This is a genomic window from Vibrio marisflavi CECT 7928 (assembly GCF_921294215.1).
Lineage (GTDB): Bacteria > Pseudomonadota > Gammaproteobacteria > Enterobacterales > Vibrionaceae > Vibrio > Vibrio marisflavi.
Genome location: NZ_CAKLDM010000001.1, coordinates 668,383 through 682,175, shown reverse-complemented (window position 1 = coordinate 682,175; position 13,793 = coordinate 668,383). Strand labels below are relative to the sequence as shown.

At 39.6% G+C, this 13,793-nt stretch carries 9 protein-coding genes; 7 read left to right on the top strand and 2 right to left on the bottom strand.

Annotated features, from left to right (window positions below):
- Window positions 1-192 precede the first annotated feature (192 nt).
- Window positions 193-498 carry a PTS sugar transporter subunit IIB gene (locus L7A31_RS03010; RefSeq protein WP_237360021.1) on the bottom strand — a complete coding sequence of 102 codons (306 nt, stop codon included), beginning with the start codon at window positions 496-498 and terminating at the stop codon, window positions 193-195.
- A 1,283-nt stretch (window positions 499-1,781) separates the two neighbouring features.
- Between L7A31_RS03010 and L7A31_RS03005 the strand changes: the two genes are divergently transcribed.
- From L7A31_RS03005 to tatC, 4 genes are read left to right on the top strand one after another with little or no spacing between them, the layout of a single operon-like run.
- On the top strand, window positions 1,782-6,344 hold the full coding sequence (locus L7A31_RS03005) for a hypothetical protein (RefSeq protein ID WP_237360020.1): 4,563 nt from the start codon (window positions 1,782-1,784) through the stop codon (window positions 6,342-6,344).
- Window positions 6,345-6,393: 49 nt separating this feature from the next.
- Window positions 6,394-6,618 (top strand): twin-arginine translocase TatA/TatE family subunit, encoded by a 225-nt coding sequence (gene tatA / locus L7A31_RS22225; RefSeq protein ID WP_354003802.1) that lies wholly within the window; start codon window positions 6,394-6,396, stop codon window positions 6,616-6,618.
- A 2-nt stretch (window positions 6,619-6,620) separates the two neighbouring features.
- A complete protein-coding gene (gene tatB / locus L7A31_RS02995) occupies window positions 6,621-6,968 on the top strand; it encodes a Sec-independent protein translocase protein TatB (protein WP_237360019.1) in 348 nt (115 codons plus the stop codon).
- 24 nt (window positions 6,969-6,992) lie between these two features.
- The gene (gene tatC, locus L7A31_RS02990; RefSeq protein WP_237360018.1) at window positions 6,993-7,721 is read left to right on the top strand and encodes a twin-arginine translocase subunit TatC; all 729 of its coding nucleotides are present in this window, start codon (window positions 6,993-6,995) and stop codon (window positions 7,719-7,721) included.
- A gap of 208 nt (window positions 7,722-7,929) precedes the next feature.
- On the opposite strand, the gene L7A31_RS02985 is transcribed toward tatC, so the two are convergent.
- Window positions 7,930-9,384, bottom strand: a complete 1,455-nt coding sequence (locus L7A31_RS02985; protein ID WP_237360017.1) for a YfcC family protein — start codon at window positions 9,382-9,384, stop codon at window positions 7,930-7,932.
- Between the two features lie 875 nt (window positions 9,385-10,259).
- Between L7A31_RS02985 and arcA the strand changes: the two genes are divergently transcribed.
- From arcA to argF, 3 genes are all read left to right on the top strand, one after another.
- Complete coding sequence (gene arcA / locus L7A31_RS02980) at window positions 10,260-11,480, top strand: arginine deiminase (protein WP_237360016.1); 1,221 nt, start codon at window positions 10,260-10,262, stop codon at window positions 11,478-11,480.
- Between the two features lie 59 nt (window positions 11,481-11,539).
- Window positions 11,540-12,451, top strand: a complete 912-nt coding sequence (gene arcC, locus L7A31_RS02975; protein WP_237360015.1) for a carbamate kinase — start codon at window positions 11,540-11,542, stop codon at window positions 12,449-12,451.
- A 110-nt stretch (window positions 12,452-12,561) separates the two neighbouring features.
- Window positions 12,562-13,566: an ornithine carbamoyltransferase gene (gene argF, locus L7A31_RS02970; protein ID WP_237360014.1), complete on the top strand. Its 1,005-nt coding sequence runs from the start codon at window positions 12,562-12,564 to the stop codon at window positions 13,564-13,566.
- The last annotated feature ends 227 nt before the right edge of the window (window positions 13,567-13,793 follow it).

Here is a 13,793-nt window from a genome sequence, read left to right as displayed (position 1 = left end):
TCATTGAATCACGTTAATCAGTGCTCATACTAATGAGCAAGAATTAATATAATGTTATATTTTTGAAGGCGTTAACTTTGTTATCTTTAATTTCCACTCATAAATAAACCTATTGCCACAATAATTATGCTTCACAGATCTTATTTATGAGTGGTTATACTTATATAATTACAACAACTTATAACCAACAAGCTAACCTTTTAGGTTAATTGCTTGTTGCAATATTTCTTTTCCTTTCATTATGCCATAGTGCATCATATCGATTTGCCCACAAGCAACGTTTTCCTCTTGGCATCGTTTACTAAATTCTTGGTATCTATATTTAACTTGTGGAGCTACAAGACAAACATCATTTCTTTTTACTTCTGTTTCAAATGCAGATATTGAGTACGCATTAATCTCTGCTTCGATACCTTCATGTTGTGCTGCCTGTCTCATTTTATTCACAACCATCGATGTAGACATCCCAGCTGCACAGCAAAGAAAAATCTTAATCATACCTTTATCACCTTGATTTAAATACCTTTATACCAACAAGCCACCAATAAATGAGAGCGCTCTCATTTGTACTTACATAACGTCAACGAAGAACATATTGCCCCAATTGATTTATCCAAGACAATCTATCAATACTTATTTTGTGATCTTAAATATGATTTAGCTACTAAATGAGAAGTTATATCATCTTGTACTACATCAAGGCCAGGTAGTTCGCAGCTAACATTATCATAGACAAATTTTTAATGTCTGCGCAGCAAGCTTATTCGCTTCATTTACTATTTTCATGAGTACATATCACTCGACCAATGTTGTCACGAGTGTAAATTATTCATTAGTAACACAACTATAATCTACGCGAGAAACAACTTGAGAACGATTCCTATTTTTAAGATTAAGTAGATCACTAATATAGCTATGAGAGCTAACTCCCCTCTTACCGTATTTCGCCGATTAGAAAGTTATATACACTTAGCAAGAATAGTTTCAATTAGTATCGAATCCAAACTAGGTATTACATTCGAAATCAATGACAAATCATTTTCACTATTAGTAATGATAGTTTAATAATTATATAAAACCCACCTTGGAAGTCACAATAAACCTATTTCGTATCTTTTAACCATTACATCACGTTTGTAAAAAACCATTATTCGACAAGCACATTACTATGAAACTTTTATTACAACAAAGCAAAACATCATACTGTTATATTGTAACTATTGCTTCTAAAAGTTAGGCAACCAAAAACCAATGTAATATTTACAGAAAAACGTTCTAAATATATATATTTTATTTTTAAAAAAAATACTGTATAAACTCGTCTTGAGAATCCATACTTACACTAATTGTAATGTTTTTATAAAATTAAACCTAAAGGCTTGCCATTTATGCCTGGAAATTATAAAGGCTGTTTATCGACCGTTTTAACAAATTTCTTATATTAGGTAATAGAGTTAATACCCGCATTTATAGCGGTCATCAGAAACAGGGATGCAGTCTATTTATAACAATCATTAAAACCTTAAATTAAGTGTCGCCTTCTCTAATTTCGGCTACATTGCTTACTTAGCTGGAACAACCGTATTAAAGGTTTGTAACGTTAGTTCTACTGACTAAGTCTATAACTAAAATATGGTCAAGGCAGCCACATAAATAGACCAATTAATATAGTTACTACAAGATTATGTAATCAGTAGTAACGTAGAAAACTTTAAATCAAACAACCATTGATATAGTTATAGCTCTGCTATAACTATATTTAGATAAGCAGTAGCTCTAATATGACTTTATCTGACTTACGAAGATTGCTAGCTAAAAAGCTAAAAAAGACCATTCGTTTAACTGAATTACAACAAAAAGAACTGAATTGTTTTGACAATTTAGTTTCGCGACGAGAGTTTCTTTCCGGTAGTGTCAAAATAGCCTCCTTATCTGCACTGGTAGCTGCAGGTCGCGTACCAACGTCTTGGGGAGAGACCATAACAGGGTTCGAAAGTACGCCTTCAGACTATGGTATCACTGAAAGTGAAATGGCAACCGAGCCAACCATATATAGCTTTCGCGTATCCGATGAACTGATGAGCTACCCAGCTTACAATGAAGCAACTACATTCTCGCCTCTGATTGATAGCATCGAAGGGTTTAACTGGGGTAAGTGCAAACTTTATTCTATGCCACAAAATGACCCAAGCAATTCAATTGAAGACACTTTTATCGATAAGTCCTTCAATTACGGCCCGACAGAATTAGTACAAGTGGTACAAAATTCAGCTGGGGGTTGGCAATTTGAGCACTTTGAAAATATTCCAGTCCACATTGATAATGCTGACGTTCCAGCTGATGGGCATCACAAGTGGATCGTTCCTCTAGATGAGTTACTATCTGGCAAACATAAGCCGACAAATATCGTTGCAATTACTCTACCAGAGTCGAATCAAATTGATGGGGGCCTAAACTCAGATACATCTGTGAACTCGAGTTGGATAATATTTATCAGTTGCGGCAGCAAAAATATTATTTTGTCCCGGAAAATCAACGTTAATTTGTCTCTTTACCCTAATCGAGCAAGTATTGTAAGGGCCGTAAGTGAATCTGGATGGCAAGTCTTCGATGGTGATGGCATCACTTCAAAAGATCCACAATCGATATGTACTTTGGGAAATGGTGGAGATTGGCAATTAAACTCTCGCTTTACCGACAAGTATGGTAGAACTCACCTGTGGTTTCAAAACTCTTCTGATACCAAAGAAATCGCAATATACAGTTTTATTTATCAAAATCAGATAAATGTATATGCTGCTAGAACTCAATTTCCCGTCGGCTGTATAAACGATATTACATACGACCCAGAAGACCCCAGCAAAAGCAATCAAGTTGAAATTACACTATCTGGTTATTCTAATGCGGTTAATAATGGGGTTCTGGTTTACAACATTATAAAGTTAGATGCCCAGAACTTAGTCAAAGACAACCGAACACTAAGATCAGATATACCGCTCAATTTGTTTTGGGCTCATGCTCCTATCTTATCCTCATTATCAACACAAACTCTGCGTTATCATGAGAATTGGCCTTTTGATAGGAAAGGCGACGGCAGTTTGGCTTTCTGGTCAATTACAGATAGCCACTTTCTTAATTCCACGTCCGCCATCGGTCCTGGAACAACCGATAGTACTAAAAAAAACTACCAGGTAGATGTTTATATTGGTTTGGGTTGGAGAGCGAATACAAACGACAAGCCCAAACCGGGACAAAGAACCGTAATCATCTATTCTGTTGACCAAAATACGAAGCAACTTCTCTCATACAATCAAGTCGAGTTACCTGGATATTTAGGTGGAAACCCGGGGCAAACTTCTACAGATATTTATTTCTTAAGAGGGGGGCGTTCTAAATATGGTGGCTGGCGCTTTTTAATAAATACAACTAACGGCGCTGGATTAATCAGTCAATCTTTTGCCACTAAAGATGGTATTCCCGACAATCCTTTCGATTCAAATGGAACCAGCTCGCAACTCTATAGTTTGGGCTTAGGTGCATATAACTGCGAAGTTTTAGAGTTAGCCCAAGTACCAGATTTTCGTACGGACACAACCGACACTAATGTTAGAGCAAACAAAGCATTGTTTTTGGGAGACGCTCATGTAGCTATGGCTTGCAACACGCGTTTTAATCATGACTTTGAGTATGTCAGTACCACAATTCAAACAATTAACTCATCCCCGCTTACCAAGATCCATAGCTTCAACCATGTATCAGGACAGTGGTCAACAGAAAGTATCAGTCAACGAAAAACTGTTTCAGCCGATACAAATCGCCCTAAGCTAGAAAAAAAACAGTTTCACCAAGTCAGTGTTGAACCTATAAATAACTATGGCTACACCATACCTTTTGATAACCCTGACAGTAAATCACCAGCTCCAGAAGCATTTTACTATGAGGTTCGCTCAAGTGTTCCAATTACCATAATTGACCACAACGGCTTTTCACACAGAGCTTGTCGATCAACTGGCGCGGTAATCAAACCTATAACAAAACACTCTACACTTAGATTTCGAGTTCTCGCAGAGTCCAGTACCGTTGCAGTAAACTTGATGGTTCGTGTAGTTGACATGGGAAATTACGTCGATCCTAGCGACACCAATCGTCCAAGTTACACTCCCATCCCTTCACTAGGTAGCGCAATAGTCCCTATTCTCACCAATGATCTCAATTCGGCAGATCCAGATAACAATTCAACCTCTAATTGGTTTAGCTTTTTAATTGGTAGAAATTCAACTCAACGAATGGTTGATAATGTTAGCTCCAGCACAGTCGCTGGCTTTAACCCAGCGCCTAAGTTTCGGTCAGATATTTCCGCTTCGAGTGGCAATGAACATATGGCTGCTTTGACAAGCCAATTTGGTAATAAACTTTTAGAAACAAGCCAAACTGTCATATTTGATGGAATACGTGGAGATGGGTTGAACCTACAGATTACAGGTGGCTTATATGAATCAAACAAGCTACCAATAAACCCATTTTTGTGCGTCATTGAGCCAAAGACTTCTGGAAATCAACTGGGGTCGTTTTGGTCTAATTTATGGAATGACGTTTGTCATGTCTGGAATGCAATTCAGCATTTAGCCAATGATATCAACAAAGTCCGTGACGATATTCTTTCTGGAAGCGGAAATATATTTGACGACTTAGCTAGAATTCCTAGTGATGTAGCTAAAAGCATTGGTGTATTGGTCTCAAGCCTTCATGACATAGCACTTTCTGTTGAAAAGGTTTTAAGTGTTATACCTGGGTTATCAGCACTATTTTTGGTTATCAATGCTTGGTTTGATTACATCATGGCTGTTATTCGCTTTATTGAGATGTTTTTTCATTTCAGCGATATGATCGATTTTATCAATAGTTTCAAATCTCATATTGGCGGCATTTTTTCCGAGCCAAATACTTTTAACCCACCAGTAAGTAATCCATATGAATCTTTTAAGGCGATACTTAGTCAAGGAAAATTAGAGTTTGACGGAGCTATGGCCAATATCATTAACAACTCTCCTTTTGGCCAAGATCAATCAGCGCAGGTTGAAAACGATTTAAAAAACGGAGTCCAGATAGCCGAGACTAAAATTGTTAACCCTGTCATGCATTTGATAGAGGAAAGTATGGCAAAGTTAACCACCCAACTTGACTCCAACATGAATGCACTTCTTCCTATAATAATCAATGATATACCGATTCCAGATAACTTATTGACAACTATCGATAGCGATATAACTCATTTAAATGACGATATTGAAAATACGTTAGTTGATCTCTTAGGTACGTTCATTACAGGTCTAGGGGCTATTGCAGATCCAGGGCAGATGATTAACAGCTTTTTAGGCAGTATCAAAAATGTAGGCGATGATATATTTCTTATCATCGAAGATATAGCAGACTTGATACAAACTGTTTTAGATCCAAATACCATAAGTGGACTGTTCAATAGTATCTGGTCAGCGCCTTTAGTCACTCTACAAATCCCAATCCTGACTGACTTGCTAAAGCTCTTTGATGTAAACCTATCAACGACAATTAACTTTTCAGACTTTTTTGGCTGGACTTGTGGCATGAGCACTTGGATGGCCACATACCTTAGTGAAAATAGATCAATGACAAGTTTTAGTGACCTAACGGGTCAATCTCTGATGCTATCAAGTGCCTCTAAGTCTGACACATTTCTTCTCTGGCAGGTTATCAGTCGAGGGTATGAAAATGTTGCTTGGCTATGGAAATACGAACTTAAAGGCCCAGCAAAAAACAATGACGCCGTAAAAGAGTTTGTCGACAATATTCAACTATCTCGCCTCGTATTCAAAGCTGGTCGAGTATTCACCGAGTTTCTTGAATTTTACCTCTGGGAAGCAAAAGAAATGAACGACAACAAGCAGACAGGAAAGCTTGTCTACAAAACCATTGCTGGACACTTGGATATGGCAATCAAGTTGGCAACACTCATCGCGACTTTAATTGAACGCAAAAAACCGACAATACCGTCGTCTCTTAAAAAGCCAACCTTTCAAACACTAAAAACAGCCAATGCGATGCGGGAAGGGTTAAATATTGTTTTTGGCTTTATCTTTTCAGTTATTGGTACAGAAAATAGAGCTAAGGATATCGTGCATGAGTTAGGTAGTGATTTTGGAAGAGGTGCCACTTTTATGACTTATTCTCGGATTTCTTGGAATGAAGAGGAAAATAAGTGGAGTGACATTGACCCACTCGCTGAGTATTACCCTTATAGATGTGCTTACCTCACGCTTTCTCCATTCGCAGATCTAGGCTGTGTATTACTTTCCCATAAATTATAGGTAACACTCTTAATTTTTCATTTTAAATTCATCACGTAGAGGACTTACTATGGCTGACATTAGTATCTGGCAACTTCTTATTATTGCTTTGATTGTAATTGTATTATTTGGCACTAAAAAGTTAAGTGGCATTGGTTCGGATTTAGGTACGGCAATTCAAGGCTTTAAGAAGTCGTTGAAGGAAGAACCTGCTACTGGGAACAGCAGCCATGACAACAATGTAGTAGTAACGGAGTCTCACTCCGATACTACAAAAGACATTAATAAGGTATAGAGGTGTTTGACGGCAGCTTTGGAGAGCTGGGGCTAATTCTAGTCGTAGCTCTCGTGGTGTTCGGCCCGGAGCAATTACCTCAGGTTATCCGCAGTATTGTCAAATACATTAGCGTGGCTCGAACTATGACTAACAACATCAAAAGGGAGATCTCGCATGAATTACAGCTTTCGAATTTAAAAGAAAGCATCGAGGTTGAACAAAAACAGGTAAAAAAAGTAAGTGAGACTATCAAAGCAACGCAGCATCATTTTGATACTACCAAAGAAGATATTGGTCGTTCACTAGGTGAAGTTCGGTCTGAATTAGAGAGTATTAAAAGTATTTTCGAAGCTCCCTCAAATAAGTAAAACATAACGAATGTAAAAAATGCCATGACAGTTGAATCAAACCCTCAGCCGTTAATGCGCCATTTGCTAGAATTTCGGTCGCGGTTGCTAAAATGCATTAGCTCCGTTTGTATCGTTTTCGCTAGTCTGGCGTATTTCTCAAACAACATTTATAACCTTGTATCAGCACCGTTAGTACACAGGTTGCCAAAAGGCGCGACAATGATAGCGACTAGTGTTGTTTCACCATTATTTACCCCTGTAAAACTCACACTAGTTATCTCAGGGTTTGCGGCCGTACCATACATCCTTTATCAAATATGGGCTTTCGTTGCACCAGGCCTATACAAACATGAAAGACGCTTAATCGCACCACTGTTAATATCGAGTTCCTTACTATTTTACTGTGGAGTGGCATTTGCTTATTTTGCTGTTTTGCCGATTGTGTTCAGCTTTTTTACTGCGATATCGCTCGGCGGTGTAGAGTATGCAACGGATATCTCTAATTATTTAGACTTTGTATTAACTGTCTTTACCGGGTTTGGTATCGCGTTTGAAATACCTGTTGCAATTATTCTTATCTGCTGGATGGGAATAACTACACCAAAAGCTCTAAGTGAAAAACGACCCTACATAATTGTCGGTGCGTTCGTCATTGGTATGTTTTTGACTCCACCAGATATGCTTTCCCAAACACTTCTTGCCGTCCCCATGTGTTTATTGTTTGAGCTAGGGTTATTTTGTTCTCGATTTTATGCCCCGAAACAATACTAAAATAATATGTACAAGCTGGATTCTTTTGACACTTACCTTAATTACTAGCTCCAAATAAACACTCAGGCTCTAACTTGTGCATTCATACACACGTCAATTAGACGTGGTTGTTCAGCTCATATTCTTTGGGTTTATCACGCTTGTTTGCGTAGGCGACCACACAAACAAGCGCTACCTTTAGCAAAGATGGCAGTATGCGATTTTTAATTTACATCGAAATCATTGCACCAACACTCAAAGAAATAATCGAAAATAGCGCTAAGATACCGATTAATGGCATCACCCATTTAATCCAACGAACATAAGGAACTCGTGCAATCGCCAAACCTCCCATTACAACGGCTGATGTGGGCGTAATCAGATTCACAATCCCAGATGCAGATTGATAGGCCGTGACAACAAGCTCGCGCCCTACTCCGGCAAAATCAGCTAACGGCGCCAAAATAGGCATAGTAAGAACAGCTAAGCCAGACGTAGAGGGCACTAAGAAAGATAGCAGTATTTCCAACACATACATTACATTAATAAATATCACCGAAGATAAACCGCTAATAGTCGTTTCGGCAGAATGAAGTATGGTGTCAGTGATCATTCCGTGATCCATGACCACCACGATTCCTCGGGCTATACCGATAATTAAAGCAACACCTAGCAAGTCTCTCGCTCCATCAATAAAGCTTGAGATAAACTCTTCTTCGCTCATTCGTGCAACAAAACCAACAATAATTGATGCTGCCAGAAATAATGCTGAGATTTTAGCCATCCACCAGCCTGCTACCGCTACTCCATAAATCATAACGGCGAAAGACCCACCGAAAATATACAGAATCAACTTACGTGTAGTTGTAAATTCAAGCAGCTCATCTCCTTTGTTTCCGAGAAAATGCACTCGATTTTCTTCATACTTATCAAACACAATAGACTTACTTTGGTCCTTGCGAACCATTTTTGCGTAGCGCATAACATAGGCAACACAGATCAACCAACCTACAACCAGCATGACCACTCTAAGCAAAATGCCATCAGTAAAAGGAATGGAAGCGGCGTTTGCAGCAATAACCGTGGCAAATGGATTGATAGTAGAGCCTAAACATCCGATACCGGCACCAAGCAAGACTGTTGCGGCTGCGACTAACGGGTCAAATCTAGCAGCTATCATCACAGGTACTAGCAACGAATAAAAAGGTAACGATTCCTCAGCCATTCCATAAACGGTTCCACCTGCAGCAAAAAGAGCCATCAATATGGGAATCATAAGCTCTTCTCGTCCTTTCAAACGAGCAGTTACCCTCTCAATACCAGCATCAATCGCGCCCGTTTTACCAACCGTACCCAAAAATCCACCAATGATAAGCACGAAAAGCGATACGTCTATTGCTGCCGCTTGATATGTGTCGTGATCATAAAAACCATCAATCGGAGCTAAAAATACATCGACAATACCTTGTGGGTGACCCTCGACACGTTTGTAGGTCCCCGAGACAGGAACTTCGCGCCCTAAAGTCTCGTTCATCGCCCTATCATATTGCCCAGCAGGGACTATCCACGTCATCAATGCAACTAATGCAATGAGAATAAACAAAATTGTATAAGCAGATGGGAACTTTAAATTGGAGAAAAATCGCTTTTTCTCATGTCCGGAGGGTAAAGTTTGGCTTGTCATAATTGTATCCTTTGACCTTTAATTTATCTAAGCCTCAAGCCGAATAATAAGCACACAAATTAACTCCGCTAGAGATTAGAAACATACAAATAGATATTTATTAAAATAGTTTTGTGAGATTGTATTTCGGACTTTTAGAACAAACATAGTTATAAATCACAAAATATTTAACCAATTCGTTATCAAGAAATCGACTAAAACTTTCATAAAGTAATTTAGTCACGTTAAACGGATATCTATTCCCAATAGAAGTGCGTTTATTAGTCAAATTAACAAAATAGTAAGAAGTACTATTTACCGTTAGAGAAACTCTATGCATTCATGTATTCACCTTTGTGAAAAATATATTTGATGGTTTATTGACTATAATCAATTTTCATTGTTATACAGTTTGATTTTTCTTCAAGCTACATAGAAAAACAAGGCTACATTGCAAGTGCAAAAGCTATCAACCACATGCAAATCAATCATTTACAGTAAAAACAATTAGTGTAATCGTTCCTAACTTACTATTACTGCCCGCCTTTATCACGTGGTGACCAATTATCAACCAATCGGTATTAATATGAATAAAATTCCACAAACACTAATGCAAAACGATTGGTTTATTCAATAACAGGTTTAAACTTCCAATACTAGTAGCTAAATTGCCAATTAGCGCATTTATTCAAACTTGACTTAGTCAATAAAATTAACCGCCAAGTTTAATAACAATTAAATTTGTGACTAATATCTTAGAAAGCACAATAAAGCTGAGTATTATAAAAACCAACTTCCGATAAAGATAAATTTAATTATCTAATTCTAATTGTTAGTTAAATAAGGAATGTTCCTATTTAAATAATCAAAATTTAACAAATAAGAGAGATAGAAACATGAGTAAATTCTATGTTGGTTCCGAAATTGGTCAACTACGCAGAGTATTAGTGCATAGACCAAGACGCGCACTTACCCACCTAACGCCTTCCAACTGTCACGACTTATTGTTCGATGATGTACTAGCGGTTGAACGTGCAGGCGAAGAGCACGACGCATTTACTCAAACACTACGCGATCAAGGGGTTGAGGTTTTACTACTAACAAACCTTTTAGCTGAAACATTGGCGATACCAGAAGCAAAAGACTGGTTACTGAATACGCAGATCTCTAACTATCGTTTTGGACACACATTTGCCAATGATGTTCGTTGCTACTTAAGTGATTTCCCAAACCAAGAGTTGGCTAAAATCTTAACGGGTGGCCTAGCATTTTGTGAAATGCCAATACAGTCTTCATCTATGGTTCCCGCCATGCACAATCCGACTGATTTTATCATTGAGCCTCTACCTAACCATTTGTTTACTCGTGACACTTCTTGCTGGGTTTATGGTGGCGTTTCAATAAACCCAATGGCAAAAGTCGCTCGTCAAAGAGAAACAAACCATCTTCGTGCTATTTATCGTTGGCACCCTACTTTCGCCGGACAAGATTTCGTCAAATACTATGGGGACGAAGAGCGCGCTTATGACAGATCTACTATCGAAGGTGGTGATGTTCTTGTCATCGGTAAAGGCGCCGTACTTGTTGGTATGTCAGAGCGAACTACGCCACAAGGTGTTGAGCAACTTGCCTCCAGCCTATTTAAGCATGGTGAAGCAAAACAAGTGATCGCGCTCGAATTACCGAAAGACCGCTCTTGTATGCATTTAGATACAGTAATGACACATATGCGTGAAGATACGTTCTCTATTTATCCAAACATCATCCCTGATGACGTCAACTGCTGGAGCCTAACGGGAGATAATTCCGGAACCATTAAGGTATCTCAGCAACAATCATATATCCATACAATCGAAAAAGCCCTGCAAGTGGATAAGCTCAACCTCATTACTACGGGTGGAGACAGTTTTGAAGCAGAGCGTGAACAGTGGAATGACGCCAACAACGTATTAACCGTCAAACCTGGTGTTGTTATTGGCTATGAACGAAACACATACACAAATGAGAAATACGACAAAGCAGGCATTGAAGTTCTACCTATACCTGGAGATGAACTAGGCCGTGGCCGCGGTGGCGCACGCTGCATGAGCTGCCCGATCGAGCGTGACGGTATTTAACTATCAGTTGTAAATGGTTGGGGATCACGTCCTCAGCCACCTAAGAAGAGATACAGATTATGACTAAAAAAACAGTCGTCGTCGCACTAGGGGGAAATGCTCTACTGCGTCGCGGAGAACCATTAGAAGCAGACATTCAACGCCATAACATCGAAATTGCGGTAAAAACAATTTCTGAAATTGCTCAGGAATACAACGTTGTACTCGTTCATGGTAATGGCCCACAAGTAGGATTGCTTGCGTTACAAGGCTTGGAGTACAAAAAAGTTAACCCTTACCCGCTTGATGTATTAGGCAGCGAAACACAAGGCATGATTGGCTATATGCTAATGCAAGAGTTCAAGAATCAGATGCCAGAGCGCAATATCTCTTGCATGCTAACTCAAATGAATGTGGATCCAAACGATCCTGCATTTAGCAACCCAACTAAGCCTATTGGCCCGATCTACACTGAAGTTGAAGCTCGTGAACTCGCTGAAAAATATCATTGGACAGTTAAACCCGATGGCCAGCACTTCCGCCGTGTCGTTCCTAGCCCAGAACCAACAGGCATTGTCGAGCACGAAGCTATCACCAAGCTCATTGATGAAGGTCACCTCGTCATTTGTACTGGCGGCGGTGGCATCCCTGTTAAGAAAGAGAACGGCAAGTTAATTGGCGTAGAAGCGGTTATCGACAAAGATATGTCAGCCGCGTTTTTAGCAAGGCAACTTGGCGCTGATGCGTTACTGATTCTCACTGATGCTGATGCTGTCTACCTTGATTGGGGCAAACCAACACAGCATGCACTTCGAAATACTACACCTGACGAATTATCCAAGTATCAATTCGATGAAGGGTCTATGGGGCCAAAAATCCAGGCTTCATGTGAGTTCATCCAAAAAGGTGGCCAGCTTGTTGGAATTGGAGCACTAGAAGACGGCTTGCAAATCCTCCAAGGCCAAGCAGGCACTAACATCACCAACAACTGATCGAATTGGCCTGAAAGGTAAACCAATAGAAACAAAATTTCATAGGTACTTTCTTACCCTCTTCACCCTGCAATCAGAAAGTACCGACAACAAATAAGAAGGACTATACAATGGCTTTTAATCTACGTAACCGCAATTTCCTAAAACTATTAGACTTTACGCCTCGTGAAATTCACCACTTATTAGAACTTTCTGCGGAGCTTAAAAAAGCGAAATACAACGGATACGAACAACCTCGCTTAGTCGGAAAAAACATTGCGCTAATCTTTGAGAAATCGTCGACTCGTACTCGTTGTGCATTTGAGGTTGCGGCTTATGACCAAGGTGCTAAGGTCTCCTACCTTGGCCCATCAGGCTCTCAAATCGGTCATAAAGAGTCCATGAAAGATACAGCTCGTGTACTTGGACGTATGTACGATGGCATTGAGTACCGCGGCTTTGGTCAAGACATCGTTGAAGAGCTGGGCGCACACGCTGGTGTCCCCGTTTGGAACGGCTTGACGGATGAATTCCACCCAACGCAAATATTGGCCGATTTCCTCACCATGATGGAGCACGGTCAAGGTAAACAGCTGCATGAAATCAAATTCGCTTATTTAGGTGACGCGCGCAATAACATGGGTAACTCACTTATGGTTGGTGCTGCAAAAATGGGTATGGAAATTCGCCTCGTGGCACCGCAACAATTCTGGCCTAAAGATAAACTTCTAGCTGAATGCCGTGCAATTGCCGAGCATACAGGTGGAAAAATCACCTTAACAGAAGACGTGCAAGAAGGTGTTCAAGGCTGTGATTTCTTATATACCGACGTATGGGTGTCAATGGGCGAGTCAAAAGAAGCATGGGATGAGCGTGTGAAAATGATGACTCCTTACCAAGTAAACTCTGGCATGATCAAAGCTACAGGCAACCCGAATGTTAAATTCATGCATTGCTTACCAGCTTTCCACAATGATGAAACCAGCGTAGGTAAACAAGTTGCACAAAAATATGGGATGTCTGGACTAGAGGTGACTGAAGAGGTATTTGAATCAGAGCACTCTATTGTATTTGATGAAGCTGAAAACCGCATGCACACGATCAAGGCTATTATGGTCGCAACGTTAGGTAACTAAAAATTATGCGGCATACAGTCTAAACCTAGGCTGACGTATACCTCAAATAACGAAAGCTATTTGCAGGGAAATGCGGGTGGACTCTGACACAAAAAAGTGATGGATAAAACTCGCATTTTTTTTCACCTACCCTGTTAACTACATTAACGATATGCCGCATCAAGAGCAGGTAAAACAAGCTCTCACATTCAAGCTTTTTCAACGCCGGAAATTGCATATTTTTCCAT